The sequence below is a fragment of the Lacinutrix sp. YIN62 genome (assembly GCF_057219185.1).
In genome coordinates, this window is sequence record NZ_JBXVVH010000005.1 from 135,657 (window position 1) to 154,462 (window position 18,806).

15 protein-coding genes and 1 tRNA gene are annotated in these 18,806 nt (G+C 29.9%); 5 read left to right on the forward strand and 11 right to left on the reverse strand.

Annotated features, from left to right (window positions below; genetic code table 11):
- Positions 1-145: 145 nt before the first annotated feature.
- Positions 146-562 (reverse strand): rRNA maturation RNase YbeY, encoded by a 417-nt coding sequence (gene ybeY / locus AC2D8I_RS05020; RefSeq protein ID WP_484704900.1) that lies wholly within the window; start codon positions 560-562, stop codon positions 146-148.
- A complete protein-coding gene (locus AC2D8I_RS05025; RefSeq protein WP_484704901.1) occupies positions 555-4,034 on the reverse strand; it encodes a hypothetical protein in 3,480 nt (1,159 codons plus the stop codon). The genes ybeY and AC2D8I_RS05025 overlap by 8 nt, the downstream gene beginning before the upstream one ends.
- 310 nt (positions 4,035-4,344) lie before the next feature.
- Between AC2D8I_RS05025 and gltX the strand changes: the two genes are divergently transcribed.
- Positions 4,345-5,856, forward strand: a complete 1,512-nt coding sequence (gltX, locus tag AC2D8I_RS05030; protein WP_484704902.1) for a glutamate--tRNA ligase — start codon at positions 4,345-4,347, stop codon at positions 5,854-5,856.
- A 27-nt stretch (positions 5,857-5,883) separates the two neighbouring features.
- Here gltX and AC2D8I_RS05035 read toward each other — a convergent pair whose 3' ends face one another.
- On the reverse strand, positions 5,884-6,213 hold the full coding sequence (locus AC2D8I_RS05035) for a hypothetical protein (protein ID WP_484704903.1): 330 nt from the start codon (positions 6,211-6,213) through the stop codon (positions 5,884-5,886).
- 519 nt (positions 6,214-6,732) lie between these two features.
- Here AC2D8I_RS05035 and AC2D8I_RS05040 point away from each other — a divergent pair.
- Positions 6,733-7,665: an SPFH domain-containing protein gene (locus AC2D8I_RS05040; protein ID WP_484704904.1), complete on the forward strand. Its 933-nt coding sequence runs from the start codon at positions 6,733-6,735 to the stop codon at positions 7,663-7,665.
- A 135-nt stretch (positions 7,666-7,800) separates the two neighbouring features.
- Here AC2D8I_RS05040 and AC2D8I_RS05045 read toward each other — a convergent pair whose 3' ends face one another.
- The 6 genes from AC2D8I_RS05045 to AC2D8I_RS05070 form a co-directional block, all read right to left on the reverse strand.
- On the reverse strand, positions 7,801-8,958 hold the full coding sequence (locus AC2D8I_RS05045; RefSeq protein ID WP_484704905.1) for a GNAT family N-acetyltransferase: 1,158 nt from the start codon (positions 8,956-8,958) through the stop codon (positions 7,801-7,803).
- A 194-nt stretch (positions 8,959-9,152) separates the two neighbouring features.
- Positions 9,153-11,174, reverse strand: coding sequence for a glutamine--tRNA ligase/YqeY domain fusion protein (locus AC2D8I_RS05050; protein ID WP_484704906.1), 2,022 nt, complete (start codon positions 11,172-11,174; stop codon positions 9,153-9,155).
- Between the two features lie 116 nt (positions 11,175-11,290).
- Positions 11,291-12,457 (reverse strand): S41 family peptidase, encoded by a 1,167-nt coding sequence (locus tag AC2D8I_RS05055; RefSeq protein WP_484704907.1) that lies wholly within the window; start codon positions 12,455-12,457, stop codon positions 11,291-11,293.
- A 19-nt stretch (positions 12,458-12,476) separates the two neighbouring features.
- Positions 12,477-13,508 carry a TolB family protein gene (locus AC2D8I_RS05060; protein ID WP_484704908.1) on the reverse strand — a complete coding sequence of 344 codons (1,032 nt, stop codon included), beginning with the start codon at positions 13,506-13,508 and terminating at the stop codon, positions 12,477-12,479.
- Positions 13,509-13,603: 95 nt separating this feature from the next.
- Complete coding sequence (locus AC2D8I_RS05065) at positions 13,604-14,467, reverse strand: hypothetical protein (protein WP_484704909.1); 864 nt, start codon at positions 14,465-14,467, stop codon at positions 13,604-13,606.
- Positions 14,468-14,766: 299 nt separating this feature from the next.
- Entirely contained in the window at positions 14,767-15,825 is a 1,059-nt protein-coding gene (locus AC2D8I_RS05070) for a helix-turn-helix domain-containing protein (RefSeq protein ID WP_484704910.1), read from the reverse strand.
- Positions 15,826-15,948: 123 nt separating this feature from the next.
- On the opposite strand from AC2D8I_RS05070, the gene AC2D8I_RS05075 reads away from it, so the two are divergent.
- From AC2D8I_RS05075 to AC2D8I_RS05085, 3 genes are all read left to right on the forward strand, one after another.
- Entirely contained in the window at positions 15,949-16,362 is a 414-nt protein-coding gene (locus AC2D8I_RS05075) for a DoxX family protein (protein ID WP_484704911.1), read from the forward strand.
- Positions 16,363-16,731: a dihydroneopterin aldolase gene (folB, locus tag AC2D8I_RS05080; RefSeq protein WP_484704912.1), complete on the forward strand. Its 369-nt coding sequence runs from the start codon at positions 16,363-16,365 to the stop codon at positions 16,729-16,731.
- Positions 16,732-16,777: 46 nt separating this feature from the next.
- Positions 16,778-16,848 (forward strand) — tRNA-Cys (locus tag AC2D8I_RS05085).
- 250 nt (positions 16,849-17,098) lie between these two features.
- Here the strand turns inward: AC2D8I_RS05085 and AC2D8I_RS05090 are convergent.
- Entirely contained in the window at positions 17,099-17,815 is a 717-nt protein-coding gene (locus tag AC2D8I_RS05090) for a LysE family translocator (protein ID WP_484704913.1), read from the reverse strand.
- A gap of 172 nt (positions 17,816-17,987) precedes the next feature.
- The gene (locus AC2D8I_RS05095; protein ID WP_484704914.1) at positions 17,988-18,662 is read right to left on the reverse strand and encodes a head GIN domain-containing protein; all 675 of its coding nucleotides are present in this window, start codon (positions 18,660-18,662) and stop codon (positions 17,988-17,990) included.
- Between the last annotated feature and the right edge of the window lie 144 nt (positions 18,663-18,806).

An 18,806-nucleotide genomic window follows, 5' to 3' on the forward strand; every position in this document is an offset into this window, starting at 1 on the left:
ACGAACACAAATAACTTAATACAAACTCATATTAAAACCCACTTTCGTATAAAAACACATAGTTCCACGTGGAACTACCCTATTGTTCCACGTGAAACATTAACATGTTTCACGTGGAACAATTTACAAATATACGCTGATTTTATTAATCTGTTTTAAGAGCATTAAGATAGAGATTTTCCTTCATTCTCATTTCTTCAGCTTCAGCTTCAGTTTTATCTTTATAACCACAATAATGTAAAACACCATGTACAATTACTCGACTTAGTTCTTCTTCAAACGGCACACCAAAATCTTTAGCATTATCGTTTACCCTTTCTACAGAAATAAAGATATCACCTTGTAAAATTTTTCCTACTGAATAATCGAAACTGATAATATCTGTTAAGGTATCATGATTAAGAAATTCCACATTCAATTTATGTAAATAATCATCGTCACAAAACACATAATTAATCTCTTCAATAGTACAGCCCTCAGCAGCTATTACTTTAGATATCCATTGGGATATAACCGTTTCATTTTCTAACGTAAATTCGCTTTCGTAATTAAAATTAATCATTCTTTTTTTTAAAATACTCTTGTGCTTTCTTTTTATAAACTTCTTGCAAAGGTAGTGTTTGTCTGTTCAAGATTTCAGTTGTATTAAAATATTCTTTAGCCCTATTGATTTGATTAACTTCTTTAGCCCCATATTCCTTTTTATTGGACTCTGATTTCCGTTTTGAATCTTGTCCTTGTTGAAATGTAGCATTTTCAAGTTTAAGTAATTGATGTTGTAAATTCATCATTTTACTTAGTGTCTGGTTAGTAAACCCCTTGTTTATTAAATCCAATTCTACTTGTTCCATTTCACGGATTATTTTTTTTGACTGTATATTAACGCCTTTACCGCTTAGCTTATCTTTTAACAAACGTTCTTCTAAAGCTTGCCTTAGCAATTGTTGTTGTTGGTATATTTTATACAATTCACCATTAACATCTTCATTAAAACCATCGCCTCCTTTTTGATCACCACCAGTCCCATTACCTTCACCATTATTGCCTTCTTTAGATCCTTTACCTGTACTCCCCTTTTCACCTTTTCCTTTATCACCAGCTTTACCTTTTTCGCCTGCTTTTCCTTTATCACCTTCATTTTTTCCTTGTCCTTCCTTATCGCCTGGTTTTTCACCTGCTCCTTCTTTAGGATCGCCTTCGCCACTTTTTTTCATTCCTTCTTCCATCATTTTATTAAGTTCTTCCTGACTCATAATAATATCCGGCAAAGGCATTCCACCTTCGCCTTGACCTGGTGATGGCATCCCCATTTGATCTTGCATCTGGTCCATTGTATCACTAAGGAAATTAGCCAAATTATTCGCTGCAGTAATAACATATTGCTGTGCAGATGCTCCTAAATACACATTGTTTTCTGATAGATGATCAAGTGCTTTATCAATATTGAAATAAACTTCGGAAATTTCCTTATTAACGGTTTCAGAAATTTTTGGTTGCCGTAATGATAACGAAAACAAACTATCGTCTATATGCTCAAAATGTGAACGTAATTCTTTTTGCTTTCGCAAATAAGAGGCATATTCATTATGATCGATATCTATACTTTTGAATTGTTTCATGACAGCTTCTTCATCGAAAGAAAAAACTACAAGATTATCTAATATTTGCCTAAGCGTTTCGACATCTTCTTGCATCGCTTCTTGGCCGCCTTGTCCCATTTGCATTTGCATTTTTTGACCCATTTCTTTCATTTTTTGGGCGGCTTTCTTTTGACTTTTTTTTGCACTTTGATTGTTTTCCTTTTTTTGAGCTTCTGTTTTGGATTGTTCTTTTTTATCTAATGCTTGAGATGCTTTTTGTTGTTCTTCCTTAACCGAATCCTCTTTATTTTTATCTCTTGAAAGTTTCATTGGTTTATTTAAATTTTGATTTTCTTTTTCCAAATCATCCAATTGTTTCTTTATCTCGTCAAACTTATTATTAAGTTTATCTTGCTTTTCTTTTGTGTTTTTCTTCTCTATTTCATTTGCTAAAGAATCTTGTTGTTTAGCTAGTTTATCTAATTCATTGCCTATCTTTTCCATTTTCTTACTTACATAATAGCGCTTGGTAAGCTCAAGCATTTGCTCTAAACTTCTTTTTTGATTCTTATTTTGTTTGGACAGTTTATCAAGCTTTTTTGAAAGTTCTTCTTTGTTAATTTTTTCTTTCAATTTTTCTAATTCTTCTAGGAGTTGTTCATCCTTCTTTAGCTGTGCTTCATTTTCTTTTAATCGTGCTTTTAAATCCTTTTTAAATTGGTCATTTTCTTCATTTTCTTTTTGAAAATCTTCAAGATTATGTTTTAGCTTTTTATTAAACTTCTTCATCATTTGCTCTTGTTGCTTTTGACGTTTAATAAAGTTTTCTAATTTCTTTTTATCATTGAAATTTAATTCGCTTTTCTCTTTTTGTGTTTTAGAGATTTGCTTTAAAGCTTTTTCTTGACTATCAAACTTTTCTAAAGATTTACTTAAGTCTTGAATGGTTTCATTTTGCTCATTTAATTGTTTCGCTTCCTCCTCTGATTTAGTTCGTTTTCTATAATTAAACACCTTACTTTTTACACGTTTATTTTGTGCTAAACCATCATTATCGAAAACCTCAAAATACAAATCATAACTAATGCCTTCTTTAATATTTAAATTATTTGGGAAAGCGCTAACAAACTCATCAAAATTAGATTTAGCAATTGGTATATTTACGTAATCTTTATTTTGAATATTATCACTTGGATAATAAACAAGTTGCAATTTTGTTAATCCGTAATCATCACTTACCTGACCGTAAAAATAAAGTGATTGTTTATCTAAGGAATCGATTTCAGATTTTACTTTTAATTCTGGATACGAATCTTTAATTACATTTATGTTAAATGCTAGATTTTCATAATCTTTAAGAGTTTTATTATTTGTACTAATACTATAATCAAAATTCTTATATATCTGTTTAGAAACTACAAAATCACTTTTAGTTTCCTTGTTAAAAGAAAGCGTATCTTCCGCATACATAAAAACATGATCTGTCGCTTTAGTTTTTAGCTTCCAAATAACTTTTGTTCCTTGTGGAACTATAGCACTTCCTGTACTTTTTAAAGTTTCATCTTTTTTTCTAGTATAACTAGGATAATCTAAAAGCATCTCAAAACTTAATAACGTAGGCACTTCAATTACTTTTAGCGTATACGGTTTTGAATTTACATTATTTGCCGATAAGCTAAAGGTAATGTCCCGCATGGGTTGCTCAAATACATATTCGAAAGCCCCAGGTTGTACCTGCTTAAGAAAATAACTTTCGTTATTGAAATTTATTTGTGCAGTTTCGGGAACTATTTTTCCTGCAGTTTTAACTATTAATTTAAACGGCTTGTTTTCAGTGGTTTGTAAATTTGAATTTAAAATAAAAAATTGAAATGGTGCTGGTGGTTCATAAGCTGTTTGATAATGTAATACTCTTTCGTAACTCTCACTAAACCAATGCATTTTATTAAAAATTATACTGAACAAAATTATACATAAAGGAATAATGGTATATTTGAAATATTTGATATTATTTTTGAAATCTATAGCAAGTTTAAATGGTATGGGTTTGAGCTCTTTAGATTTTTGATCTATACTAGCAGTTAATAATTCAGAATCTTTTTGGCTAGCATTTAATTGTAGTACATTTAATAGCTTGTCCTTTACATTAGGAAAATGATTTCCAATTAATTTAGAAGCCTCTTCATAATTTATGCCTCGCCTAATTTTAAGCAATTTAGCTAATGCAATAATTATGAATTTGTAGAATAATCCTAATTCTACAAGTACAAACAACCAGAACAAAATGGTTCGAGATAACGTATTTAGCCATAGCAAAGATTCTATAAGTAATGTGAGTAAGAAATAAAGTAATCCAATACTAAAAAAAAGAATGATACCTTTAATAAGCTCATTGGTATAATATTTTCTTATAAATTGCTCTAATTTGGATTGTATATTGTTAAAATTATTCACTGTATGGAAAGGTTAATTATTTTAGAAACCAAAATAGTTTGATGCCAAAAAAGTTTTATCAACTAAACTACAATTTTATTTTTATCTGTTATTAACAAGATTTGATAAAACTTAGTTAATAACAACCCTATTATGATAATTTAAAAATTATTTTTTAGTATTACACGTCGTATATTGTATAAAAGTTAGTTTTTTGTTGATAAAAAAACTTGCGTAATCAAACTTCTACCTTGATTTTATAAATCAAGTGCCGTCAATCTTTCATCTTAACACTTATCAATATATCTTTGCAACTATTAAAAACAAAACCATGTCTAAACCCGTAAGAGTGCGCTTTGCACCAAGTCCTACAGGACCTTTACATATTGGAGGTGTGCGCACTGCACTTTTCAACTATTTATTTGCCAAAAAACATAATGGTACCTTTGTTCTAAGAATAGAAGATACCGATCAAAATCGTTATGTTGATGGTGCTGAAAACTACATAATAAAAGCATTAGAATGGTGCAACATCCCTTTTGATGAAGGCCCTAATAAAAACGAAAAATTTGGTCCTTACAGACAAAGTGAACGCAAACATTTATATAAACAATATGCCGATCAATTAATAGCTAGTGGACATGCTTATTATGCTTTTGACACTGCTGAAGAATTAAATACTGAAAGGACTAAATATGAAGCAAATAAGGAAACGTTCATCTATAATTGGCATAACAGATTAACATTAAATAATTCATTATCGCTCTCTCCTGAAGAAACAGAAACTAGATTGAAAGCAGGCGATAATTATGTGATTCGCTTTAAATCACCACAAAACGAAACATTAAATTTAAAAGATTTAATACGTGGTAATATTAAAATAGACACCAATATTTTAGATGATAAAGTCTTGTTTAAAAGTGATGGTATGCCGACCTATCATTTAGCAAATATTGTAGATGACCATTTAATGGAAATATCGCATGTAATTCGTGGAGAAGAATGGTTACCGTCCTTAGCTTTGCACATTCAATTATATACTGCATTAGGTTGGGAATCTCCTGAATTTGCACATTTGCCATTAATTTTAAAACCGTCAGGGAAAGGAAAATTAAGTAAACGTGATGGTGATAAACTCGGATTTCCTGTTTTTCCATTAGAATGGAAAGATCCTAAAGATGGTTCTATTGCTATGGGTTACAATGAATCCGGGTATTTTCCAGATGCTGTTGTTAATTTTCTAGCTTTTCTAGGTTGGAACCCTGGAACAGAACAAGAATTATTTAATTTAGATGAATTGATTGCTTCTTTTGATTTAAATCGTGTAAACAAAGCCGGAGCTCGTTTTGATCCTGATAAAATCAAATGGTTTAATCATCACTATATGCAAAATAGAACTAATGATGATTTAGCAGAAACCTTTAAAAACTTACATCCGGAACTCACCACTATTGATATTGGTTATATTGCATTAGTTATTGGCTTAGTAAAAGAACGTGCCACCTTTGTAAGTGATTTTTGGGAACTGAGTAGCTATTTCTTTATAGCGCCTAGCAGTTATAATGAAAAAGCCGCTAAAAAAGCATTTAAAGAAGGTACAAAGACTTTAATGACGGATTTGATAGCAGTTATAACTAACAGTAATCTTTTTGAAGTAGAAGCGCTTGAAAAAGAAGTAAAAACTTGGATTACCTCTAATGAAATAGGCTTTGGTAAAATAATGATGCCGTTACGACTGGCACTAGTAGGTGCTTTACAAGGTCCAGATATTTTTGATATTATGTTTTTGATTGGAAAAAATGAAACGATTAAAAGGCTTGAAAAACTAGTTCAAACTTTATAAAAAAAAGCGACCTTTTGGTCGCTTTTTTTAATTAAAACATACAGTAAATGTGAATATGAAACCTCCTCTAAAACTAAGATTAGTATCTATTTTAATTCTATTGACATTTGATATACTTGAATTATTTTGAATATAATTAGATATTTTACTTATAGATGAAATATAAATATCTGTTACATTTTTACCAGATATATTGAAACTGCTTTTACGTTCCTTTGTTTTACCTTCAGATATTTTGGTAATATTTGATAATTCTTGTTCTAGTCTAGAATTAGCTACTTGGTCTACTTCTATATCAGAATTATTAGAACATGAGAATATTGACAATGTAATTAATGAGTAAAAGATTTTTTTCATAATTTATATGTAATGGCGAAAATATTTTAAATACTAGTTTGATTAAAATATATAAAATAATAGGTGATCATTACTATTAAACGAAGCATTTATTGAGTCTTTTAAATTTAGTTTCATTATTACATAAATCAAAAAAATTATTCATTAACCTATTAAAAATGCTCTAGTTCAAAATTGTTCAATTTATAAGGAGGAGCTCACTAGCACTTTTATTTCTCCTTCAATACTAGAGTTCGAGTGTTAATTGAGACGCTTGAATTTCTTTTATTTACTGAAAAAAAAACCAAAACAGCCCTCTACTTTGTTTGTATTAAAAATTTTAAATCTGGATAACTCCTCGAGACAAACTAAATGGTTTGTATTTTATAATTTCTAGATTATAAAAAAGAGTTTGTAACAAAACCTATAGTTATTCCTACTAATAAGATAATTTGTGCATCTTTTCATATATAATAAAGCATATGTGCGTAAATAAAACTTAATTTAGTATTCCTTTTTTAACCATTAAAAATAAAATCTATGTACCTATTTGGAGCTCTTGCCGTTTTTGGATTATTTATTATAATATCCGCCTTTTTTACTGTTAAACAACAAACAGCCGCTGTTATCGAACGCTTTGGTAAATTTCAAAGCATACGTCAATCTGGATTACAATTTAAAATTCCATTAATTGATAGAATCGCAGGTCGGTTAAGTTTAAAAATTCAGCAATTGGATGTTATTATAGAAACCAAAACTAAGGATGATGTATTTGTACGTTTAAAAGTTTCTGTGCAGTATAAAGTAATTAAATTGAAAGTAGAAGATGCTTTTTATAAATTAGATTATCCACACGATCAGATCACATCTTATGTTTTTGATGTTGTACGTGCCGAAGTACCAAAAATGATTCTTGATGATGTATTCTTAAAAAAAGACGATATTGCTATTGCTGTAAAGTCTGAGCTTAATGAGGCGATGTTGGATTATGGGTATGATATTATTAAAACCTTAGTTACCGATATTGATCCTGATGCACAAGTAAAAGAAGCTATGAACAGAATTAATGCTGCAGATAGAGAAAAAACTGCTGCACAATATGAAGGAGATGCACAACGTATTTTAATCGTTGAAAAGGCGAAAGCTGAGGCAGAAAGTAAACGTTTACAAGGTCAAGGTATTGCTGATCAACGTAGAGAAATAGCACGTGGTTTAGAAGAATCTGTAGAAGTTCTTAATAAAGTTGGTATTAATTCTCAAGAAGCTTCTGCTCTTATTGTAGTAACACAGCATTATGATACTTTACAAGCTATTGGTGGTGAAACCAATAGTAACTTAATTTTATTACCTAACTCACCACAAGCAGGAAGTAATATGTTAAACGATATGGTCGCTAGTTTTGCTGCTAGCAATGAAATTGGAGAAGCTATGAAAGAAGCAAAATTAAACAAGAAATTAAAAAAAGAAGAATAAATTCACTAGTTAATTCACCTTAACTAAGGTTTATAAAAGAAATAATTAAAGGCAGTACTATAAAGTGGCTGCCTTTTTTTATGCTTAAAAATTCCTGCTGTAAATGGTATATTATTTAAAATAAGGTCTTGTTTGTTAAGGAAATGGATTTCTTTCTGTCCAATGCTGTACAGGATTTAAATACTTTACCATAAATTTTAAAATAGCGTTTGCTATAAAATTATGAGTATGCTTCACATAAATAGTCATAGCATATGGTTTAGCACCAACAGAACTCTTTATTTCCATAGCCGTTCTTGCATATACAATGGTTTTAAACTTATTATTTATAGCAAAATCAACCATATCGTATAGCATATTTAAATACATTTTATGCTTAGCTTGTAAGGCTGTATCGTATCCTAAAAAATAGGTTTCTAAGCTTCTATTATTTAATATTAAAGAATAAAAACCAATCAATTCATCATTTAGAAAGTAACCAAAGAGTTTAAAATTAGTCTTTAATTCTTCCTTTAAATTAAAAAAATGATGCTTAGGTAATATAAAAGAATTCACTCTGGCATTGTCTGATACATTTTTATACAGTTGAAACAATTGGTTTTCATAGCACTTAACTGCTTCTATATTTAACTCTTTACAAACAATAGAGCTGCGTCGTTTTCTTGCTGTTTGGTATCGCTTTCTATATTTTTTTGTAAATGCGTTAACGTAGTTCTCCGTAGTAACCCAATCTTTAGAAAGCTGTAATAACATATTAGGTTGTACTTGTACTTTTACTAAATGGTTACTTTTTAAAAAAGCTATGTTTTTATGAATGTTATCACTTTCAAAATAATCTTTAAAAGCGATAATTCGTATTTTTTTATGGTACTGTTTCCTTATGTCACTTTGAAGCTTTTTTAAGGCATTAAAAACGACAATTAAGTAATCCTTATAGCATAACTCATTTTTCAAAAAAAACATACCGTGCTGTCCTGTATGCATTAAATTTCCAATAACTAAGGCATTGCCTCTAACTACTCTTGAAACGGATTGCTTTAGTAGTTGTTTTAAATTGGGTGATGCTGTTGGTCTAAAAACGTCATCTAAATACATTTCTACCCGTTGTATAATGGCAATACCAACTAATTTATTTTCTTTATAAATACATAAATAATAAGAAAAAATATTTTTCGGAGATGCAGTTTCCAGTGCTTTCAAAAACGAACGTTTTAAGAAAATGTCGTTACTAGGCATAGCATCCCAAGAATCGGGAAGCGCATTGGTTGTGTTGTAAATTTTAAAATCTATCAATTATAATATAAAGAGAAATACTATTAAAAAGTTTCACAATTTAACGTAATGTTATACCAAATACAACGTAATTTTATATAACTTTAAAATATTATTACATCTATTTAGATAGATGTGGATAGAAATATGATCTTTTAAATACAAAAAAGCCTCTACTATTAAATATTAGAGGCTTTTTTATATATAATTACTAGTTATTTAAGCTTTTGAGCTTCCATAACCAGTAATTCGTTTTTATCGTCTAATGCTTTAGAAATAAAAGCATTAATTTCATTATTTTTTTCTAATCCATCATTTAATAAAACACCAAGCGATAATGCAACAGCAATACGTGTTCCTACTTTTTTAACCGCTGTTGTAAACAACGGTTGTAACTCTTCATAACTAAGCTTTTGCGCTAATTCTAATATTTCTGTTCTTACTTTTAGTTGCTTTTCTTCTGGTAGGTTTGTATATTTTTTTCCCAATTGTTTAATGACATCAATAGCTTTGCGTTGCTGTTGCTTGGTTTTTTGCTTATTGTTTGTTTCATTTTCTTTAGGCTTTACTTTGGCCCATGAATCTTTTAATCCAACAGTCTTATTAAATATCAAATGAGTTCTTGTAGCGTCTTTATCAACATTAAAATACCCTAATCGTTGAAATTGAAATTGCGTTCCTATTTTAGCTTCTGCTAAGCTAGGTTCTACAAAAGCCTCTACAATCTTTAAAGAATTAGGATTAATAAAATCTATAAACGCTTTATTAGCATGACTGTCTGGAGCTTCGTCATTAAACAAGCGATCGTATTCTCTAACTTCGGCTTTAATAGCATGTTGTTTAGAAACCCAGTGTAAGGTACCTTTTACCTTTCGTAAACTGGCTTCTGTTCCACTGCCACTTAATGTCTCGGGATCGTATGTACACTGAATTTCGGTAATATTACCATTGGCATCCTTAACGACACTTTCACCTTTTATTATATAGGCATTTTTAAGTCTAACTTCTTTACCTAAAGTTAATCTAAAAAATTTATTTCCGGCATCTTCCTTAAAATCTTCCCGTTCAATATATATTACTTTAGAAAACGGTATTTGTCTAGAACCTGCTTGTTTATCTTCTGGATTGTTTTCGGCTTCTAGCCATTCTTCTTTAGTGTCTGGATAATTTGTAATTACCAGTTTTATAGGGTTAAGAACTGCCATTACTCTGGCTGCTTTTTTATTTAAATCTTCACGAATACAAAATTCCAGCAACGAGACTTCAATAACATTTTCACGCTTAGCAACACCTACTGTTTCAACAAACTTTCTAATAGATGCAGGTGTATAACCTCGACGTCGTAACCCTGATATGGTAGGCATTCTAGGGTCATCCCATCCAGAAACAATACCATCTTCAACCAATTTAAGTAACTTCCGTTTACTCATAATAGTATAACTTAAGTTTAAACGGGCAAATTCTCGTTGTTTTGGCCTTAATTTGTTTGGTTCTACTACTTGATCAAGAAACCAATCATAAAGCTCTCTATGCGGCTTAAATTCTAATGAACATAGAGAATGAGAAATTTGTTCTATATAATCACTTTCACCATGTGTCCAATCGTACATTGGGTATATACACCAATCGTTTGCTGTACGATGGTGGTGTCGTTTTAAAATACGATAAATTAAAGGGTCACGCATTAACATATTAGGATGCTCCATGTCTATTTTAGCTCTTAAGATATGTGCACCTTCATCAAACTCTCCATTTTTCATTCTTTCGAACAAATCCAGGTTTTCTGCTACACTTCTATTTCTAAAAGGACCATCTACACCTGCTTGTGTTGGGCTTCCTTTTTGTTCTGCCATAGCTTCACTAGATTGTGAATCTACATAAGCTTTGCCTTTTTTAATTAACGCTATAGCCCAATTATAGAGTGTTGTGAAATAATCTGAAGAATAACATTCTTCTGCCCATGTATAGCCCAACCAACTAATATCTTCTTTTATAGCGTCGACATATTCTTGTTCTTCTTTTGCAGGATTAGTATCATCAAATCTTAAATTTACTGGTGCATTGTAACGTTCACCTAACCCAAAACTAATACCTATAGCTTTGGTATGGCCTATATGTAAATAGCCATTTGGTTCTGGTGGAAATCTAAAGCGTAAATTGGTTTTGGATAATCCATTTGTTAAGTCTTCTTCTATGATGTGCTCTATAAAATTAAGCGATTTTGTTTCTTCAGACATTATATTCAATTAATAGGTACAAATTTATAGAAATAAAGCGAGATATATACAAAAAGCCTCTCCATAAAAAAGGAAGGCTTTTTGTATATATTAAGACGTTTTATAAAAACCAATTTTTAATTTAATATATAATTTACAGCAGCATTAATATGTACATCTTCACCTGTAGAAACTTGCTCTGTGGTTGGTAAAATTTGTTCATCTGGAAGAATTCCTATGCCTTCAAAAGATTGAAACGCGCCATTATATTTTATTTCAACATCATGAGTTGATACTCTTGTTTTCCATTTACCGTTTCCATTTGTTAAAGTGAAAATATCACTCCCAGCAAAAATTCCAAATGTTTTATCGCCTATAGATTTTACATGCATTTGTGTTTTCATTGCTCCTGTAAAATATTCTGCTGCACTAGCCGAACCATTAGAGGTTAATAATGCTACTTTGTTAGTGTATTGAAAAATACCAGATTGAACAATGGTGTTATCTTCTGGAAATACTCCAGCAACATAACCACCTTCTACTCTCGTATCTGGATACCCTTCGAATTCTGTAGTAGCCCAATCACCTAAGGCACTGGTTGTACTTCCGGTAGTTTCTTTTATGCGTTGCCTAATTAATTCTATTGGCGTTGCATTGGTAAAAAAACGCCCTGCTAAGTAGTACGCAAATGGTCCTTGTCCGCCACCATTTGTTCTTACATCTACAATTATTCCTGTTTTATTTTGTAATACTATTAAAGCTTCGTCTACAATAGCTTTAAAATTATTAAACTCATTTTCGCTTTCATTAACTGGTTCGAAATTTTTAGAATTAATATATCCAATATTTACATTACTAGATAAGGTACCATAAGAAATGTACGGGTTGTTAGCACTACTTGCTACTATATTAACTTTACTAGGTGCATTATTAGTAACCATTGTTTCTATTAGTTCATTAAAACCTGACTCATAAATAGCTTCTTGGTTATTATTATAAACGACATCTGTGTGCCCATCTTTAATGATTGTAGTCATTATGATATTAAAAAGGTTAAATAATTCTGTATCTGTAGTTGTTTCAGTTATTTGTGGATAATATGTATCGTATACAGATTGCCAGTTAATATTTTTTCTATGCATTAAAGGATAATGTCTATCGTATATATCCCAAAATTCTTGAAATACTTTTTGCTGTTCTGTTTTAGATGTTGAAGGCATTGTTGTAGTTACCGAATCATCTTTACTACATGAAATAAAGCTAATAAGAATGCTTACTATTACAATGTTTACTATATTCTTCATAATTTTTTAAAGTTTATTTTTAATTTACAGGAACTGGAGACCACCTTGGTTCATAAATATTGACAATAGTTGGTAGTTGTGTTCCAACATTACTATTTTGAGTTGTTTTTGCAACTCCTGCTTTTCTGTTTTCATCCCCTATTTCAAAAACCATATAATTACCATTAATAGGAGATAATGCGCCCCCTGAAATTTCATTATTTATACCTAAAACCGTAAGCTGTTCTATTGAATTACTTAAAAAAGTGTAATAACTTAAATCTAAAAATGATAGTTTAGAACTATCTATACTCCAAATAGGTTGATCACTATTTTCTGAAATTAAAGTATTAGCTGTGCCATCTGGTTTAATTGTATAGGCATGCGTATATGAAACATCATCTTCATCGTACCGCCATGTTTTGGTATATGCCAAAATAGGATTAGAAGCCTCATGATTCCAATTTAGTTCTTCAAACCAAAACTGATCTTCATTTGGAGCACTTAGAATACTAGTTAAATCGTTCATAATAATTTGATTTCCAGCTGCTATTTTAGATTCAACAACAGACATAGGAACTGTATATAAATTTGTAGAAAACTGAGTAAGATTATCGTTATTATTACCAATATTAGAATTACCTGTCATAACAGAAATTGCTAATGTTTGTCCATCTGGAGAGACACCTAATGAGCGTACATCTAAATTAAAATTAGAGATTTTAGTTAATTCTTTTGTTGTAACATTAACTCTAAAGGCTTCCCAAGCATTTTCAGCTAAACCTTTAGCACTGGCAAAATATATATAATTAGCATCTGGACTCCATGAAACATACCCAGATATAGGTGATCCATCTGCTAATTCTTCTACTTCAGATCCATCTGGATTCATTATATATACTTTTTCGGTATCTCCAAAAGCTATTTTATAGCCTTCTAAATCTGTTGCTATTTCTTGTAAAATAGTATTAGTGTTATTTTCTGTAGTTATGGGTATATCATGAGAGTCTTCCGCTTCTGAGCAATTTAAAAAAGCTAACATTAATGCTATTATTCTTATTTTTAAATTCATTTCTATCCTCTATAAGTAAACTATTGTTCTTGTGACTGTAGGGCTGTTAATTATTATTAAAGACAAATTATAACAGCCCACAATACTTTTAAATTTTATTGTCTATACGTTCCGTCTGGTAAAACTGTAGGAAGCTTATATTGAGGATCTGTTAATAAGTTGTATACTGCTGTATCTGTACTTTGTACTAAAGCGCTAGTATTTAAATTCCACTCTTGATCAATTTCATTTAAGCGGTTTTCTTGTGCTCCTAAAATAGAAGTCATTGCCCAGTAAAAATATTCTGTATTCATACAATTATAATCGCAAGTTTCGTCATCATAGGTGTACCAAGCATCATTAGGGTAAGGATTAGGTATTGTTGTAAATTGACCTCCTCTGGCGATATCCATAGCATTACTTAAGGACGTTCCAATACCTTCTCCAAAAGTATCTGGATAAGCACTTGCATAACCTGCATGCGTAATAATGTGCCAAACTTCTTCTAATGCAGCATCAAATGTACCTGTATGTTCATTAGTATGCCAAACAGGAATAGTTTCATCATTACCTAAATCTTGACCTTCTGCTCCATTTGGTACACTAACTGTATCGAAATCATTTTCATTTTTCCACATAAAAAGGAAGGCATTATTATTTTGCATAGCACTTAAAACGGCAGGGTTATCAACAGTGCCATCTTCATTATTATCTAAATATTGCGCCATTACATTTGCAGCATGTAATAGTTTAGAATCGGCCACTCCAGATACTGCATAAATAGGAACCCCAAATACCATCACTTTTCTATTAAATCCATTGTAACCTTGATCTGTATTTTCTACTATAGTAAAATTTGGATCATTACCTGGATTAACAGTTTCTGCTGTTGTAGTTTCTGTTGTTGAACTATCGTCTTTGGAGCAAGAAGCACAGTTAAACGTTAAAATTGATAATCCAATCAATACTATTGAATTCATTTTTTTCATCGTATTTAAATATTTAAAAGTTAATCACAACAAAGTAACGGCCAACACTATAAATTATGCGCTTACAGTTGTCCATTTGCTTCTATTCGGACTCTTACATATTATTAAACAATTGATTTAATGACACTTAAATAAACGTATCTAAAATGATACTATTTACATAAACTGGGAAGTTCTGATTTAGTAAAGTGGTTTATTATAATAAAAACTGTATTGATTTATTATAATTAGTACTTTCAATTTTTATCGCTTATTTAATAAAACTACGATAGTAAATAAAAAAAAACTATTCAAATCTTTTCTAAGGATAGTTCATACTGCTTAGGTGTTATACCTTCCACTGCTTTAAAAGCGGTATAAAAAGTTGATTTTGAAGAAAAGCCAGCTTCTTCTGCGAGTCCTAAAAGCGATAATTGTTTTGCTTTAGGTGAAGCCACTAGTCTTTTAAACTCTGAAACTCGAAAGCTATTAATAAATTGATAAAAATTGGTTTTAGCATGGACATTAATAAGTTTAGACAATTCTTTTTCTTTTAAATCTAAGAGCTCTGAAAGCTTTCGTAAATTTAAATCTCTATTGGTAAATAGTTTTTCTGCTTCTATTCTATTTTTTAACCTAATAAATTCTTTGTGTTCTGCTTTACAAATAGCTAGTATTTGCTCGTTAACAGCTACTTTCTCTGTTTGACTTATAAATAATTTGTTTTTAAATATTTCCGATTGAGAAAATCCATTATAACCAATCCAATACACCATAAAAAAAGTTAGAATTGTTGATAAAGCTGAAAAATATTCTGTGATCTCCTCATTATGAAGACTAATAATATCTTCGAAAATCCATAGTGTATGAAATCCTAAAAAGATAAATACGATCGCATTAATCCAAGACAACGTTTTATGTTCTAAATCTGAATAAAAATGATTTACATTATTTCTATTTTGTTTTAGTAAAATTAAAATATGAAATAACAGATAGATGTTGAATAAGTAATCGAAAAATTCAAATGTAGCGATTGTGGGGTCTAAATAGTTGGTAACATTTATTGTAACACCAGGAATAAACAATAGGAGATACCATTTCTTAAAAGTATTATTAATAGTTTGATTAACATACAAAAAAAGGAATACGATGGTAAAGAGTACTGTTATAGGGCTATTAAAAGATTCGATAAAAAAATTTTGAGTAAATACTTGTACTATTTCGGCTGCTAAACTCCATAAAAATAAACCTAAAAAAAGATTGGCTTTTTTATTTTCTGATCTTACAGTTAGAAATAAAAACCCTAGCATTAATGCTGTTGCAAAGGATAAAATATCAATAATGGCTATTAGAGTAAACTCAAGGGGCATAAGCTATCGTTTTAGCAAATTACCGACTTTTTAAGTTATTCTTAAAAAGATATAACTAATAATATGTTGGAGAACAGTATATATTACGACCTAGTTATAGCATTAATTCTAAAATAACACATTATGAATAAAAAACACATTATACTATTTACGAGATTATTAACAGGTCTTATCTTTTTTTGGCAAGGTTATGGAAAAATATTCAATATGGGTGTAGAAAACATATACAATGGTGGATTCAAATCTTTTGAAAGTACCTTTTTACCCATCTTTATTTTAAAATTCACTGCCTATTTTACCTCTTATGCAGAATTTATTGCTGGTAGTTTATTGCTATTGGGCTTATATAGAAAACAAGCTTATTACCTAATTGGCTTAGTTTTATTAATAGTCTCATTTGGTCATGGATTACAATCGCCTATATGGGATATGCAACATGTGTTTATAAGAACTGTATTTTTAATCTTTTTAACAATGACTTTTAATAAAGATACCCTTACCTTAGACCGATTTTTAATTAAATACTTAAACAAGTAAATGGGAATTATAAAAGTTGAAAATATTCGTGTATATGCATACCATGGTTGTCTTAAAGAAGAAACAAAAATAGGTAGTGATTATCGTGTAGATCTTAAAGTAAAGGCAGATTTACAAAAAAGTGCGGCTTCAGATCACTTAAATGACACCGTAGATTATGTTCTTTTAAATAAAATTGTTGTTGAAGAAATGGCAATACCAAGTGCCCTTTTAGAACATGTAGTGCAGCGTATTTTAGAGCGTATATTTACTGAAGATAAATTAGTTACAATGGCTACAGTAGCCGTAAGTAAGATAAATCCTCCTATTGGAGGTGATGTTGAAATGGTAACTGTAGAAATGAATCAGAAAAGAAAAAACAATCTGTAATAGCGTATAAGTTTATTTTTTTTTACATTTGCCGTATCAAAATAATGGCGTCGTGGCCGAGTGGCTAGGCAGAGGTCTGCAAAACCTTGTACAGCGGTTCGAATCCGCTCGACGCCTCAACAACCTTCAAGTTTACTTGGAGGTTTTTTTTGATCCATACGTAAATGATATCTTATCTAATAAATAGGTAAAAAATGAAACTCTTCTTCTAAAGTCTTTATTTTACTTACCTCCTATTCCATAATAAGCTTCAATTAAAACCTACTATAATTTAATCTGATTTAACAATACTAATTGTATTTCCTAGAGCTAGGATATTAAATACTTGAATGGTGAATAAAGTAAGTATGGTATGAATACTTAAAACCTAATGATAGTGAAAAACAGCTGCGCTTATATTTTTATTTTTCATTGGATTTATTTTCTTTAATTTCTCTTTATTTTTTTCATAAGCCTTAGGAAAAAGACCTTGGGTAAGTAAGAGTATTCCAAACAAAAGAATAAATAAAGCGACTATTTTTTTTGTTTTAAAAATACGTCGTGGTGTTAGTTTGCTTCTTAAACGTTTGGCTGCAATAATTTTTATTATATCGGTTAGAAAATAACTAACTAACATTGTAGATATAAAGATAATAACACCATTTTTAGACGTTGTAATGGAGTTGCCTATAACCATAAACCCTAACCAACCAATAAGAACACCTATATTAATAAAATTAAGTAAAAACCCTTTTATGAACAATTTCCAATAGTTTTTTTGAATTTTTACTTTATGATATTCTTTTACAATAGTCCTAAAGGAATTTGAGGTTTTTATAAAGGAAATAATACCATAAACGATTAATAAAACACCACCAAATATTAAAAAATGAGGATCGTCTTTTACTTTTTCTAATATATTATTTGTACTGTAATAGGCCAAAATAATAAAAATAATATCTGCTAGAATAACGCCTATATCAAATATTAAAGCAGATCTAAAGCCTTTTGTTGCACTAGTTTCTAGTAATACGAAAAAAACAGGACCAATAGTAAATGCTAGTATGATCCCAAAAGGAATGGCTGTTAGAATATCATCAAACATACTGTAATAATGGATTTAATACAAAGTAAAGAAATAATTTAAAAATGAGGACCTAATTTTAAAGTTAAAACACGAGACTTGAATAAAACAGGGATTTACTTCCTTAATTTATTTTATAAAAAAAGAGCTTTGAAAATTTTCAAAGCTCTTAGAATTATAATTATAGTCTTATTTATTTTTCTACTCTTTTTATTCTGCCTCCAAAGGTAGTACTTTTATTAAGTGTCTCAGGATTACCATAAACATATATGTCACCGCCTGCCGTAATTTTGGCATCCACAGTCTCTGATGAATTAACATCTGCTTCGCCTCCTGTACTTATTTTTACGGTTGTATTTTTAGTTTCAAAACTTTTTCCTTGGTAAATCCCTCCAGTATTAATACTTATGGATTGAGTATTTGCTTTTCCTTTGGTTTCTATTATACCTCCAGAGATAGCTTTTATAGACACTTCGTCTACATTTAGGCCAATTCTAAGTATCGCTCCTTCTTGAGCTTTTAGTGTAATTTCTTTTTGTTCAATTAATTCATTACCAACAATTTTAGCACCTTCATTGCCATCGATAATGTTTAAAGTTGTATAATGCACAGCCACGAAAGTATCGGAACCATTAAATATTTTATCAAATTTCATTCTAACTTTTAAAATACCATTTTTGTTTATTATTTCTACATCATCGACATCGTCACCAGAAATAACAACTTTGTTTTCATCTGCTTTAATTAAACTAATGTGAATTAAATCAAATACTTTTACTGTTGTAAAATCGCCAACCTTTTGTTCTTTTGATTTTTGGGCAAAACTTGCTACACTTATAAATAACAATGCTAATACTATATTTTTCATCTGTTTGTTTTTATTATTTTAATTATAGAGCAATACTTTTATAGTTTGTTACAGTTTATATATTTTTTCTTTTAAGAATATTAACGTCTCTTATGTTAATAGACAGCATTAAGCTATTCAAATTTTCTAATGTTTCAATATCAA

Excerpts from the sequence above, each read along its gene's own strand:
- ybeY (WP_484704900.1), bottom strand. The coding sequence starts at position 562 with ATGATTAATTTTAATTACGAAAGCGAATTTACGTTAGAAAATGAAACG.
- gltX (WP_484704902.1), top strand. The coding sequence starts at position 4,345 with ATGTCTAAACCCGTAAGAGTGCGCTTTGCACCAAGTCCTACAGGACCT.
- AC2D8I_RS05035 (WP_484704903.1), bottom strand. The coding sequence starts at position 6,213 with ATGAAAAAAATCTTTTACTCATTAATTACATTGTCAATATTCTCATGT.
- AC2D8I_RS05040 (WP_484704904.1), top strand. The coding sequence starts at position 6,733 with ATGTACCTATTTGGAGCTCTTGCCGTTTTTGGATTATTTATTATAATA.
- AC2D8I_RS05050 (WP_484704906.1), bottom strand. The coding sequence starts at position 11,174 with ATGTCTGAAGAAACAAAATCGCTTAATTTTATAGAGCACATCATAGAA.
- AC2D8I_RS05055 (WP_484704907.1), bottom strand. The coding sequence starts at position 12,457 with ATGAAGAATATAGTAAACATTGTAATAGTAAGCATTCTTATTAGCTTT.
- AC2D8I_RS05060 (WP_484704908.1), bottom strand. The coding sequence starts at position 13,508 with ATGAATTTAAAAATAAGAATAATAGCATTAATGTTAGCTTTTTTAAAT.
- AC2D8I_RS05065 (WP_484704909.1), bottom strand. The coding sequence starts at position 14,467 with ATGAATTCAATAGTATTGATTGGATTATCAATTTTAACGTTTAACTGT.
- AC2D8I_RS05070 (WP_484704910.1), bottom strand. The coding sequence starts at position 15,825 with ATGCCCCTTGAGTTTACTCTAATAGCCATTATTGATATTTTATCCTTT.
- AC2D8I_RS05075 (WP_484704911.1), top strand. The coding sequence starts at position 15,949 with ATGAATAAAAAACACATTATACTATTTACGAGATTATTAACAGGTCTT.
- folB (WP_484704912.1), top strand. The coding sequence starts at position 16,363 with ATGGGAATTATAAAAGTTGAAAATATTCGTGTATATGCATACCATGGT.
- AC2D8I_RS05090 (WP_484704913.1), bottom strand. The coding sequence starts at position 17,815 with ATGTTTGATGATATTCTAACAGCCATTCCTTTTGGGATCATACTAGCA.
- AC2D8I_RS05095 (WP_484704914.1), bottom strand. The coding sequence starts at position 18,662 with ATGAAAAATATAGTATTAGCATTGTTATTTATAAGTGTAGCAAGTTTT.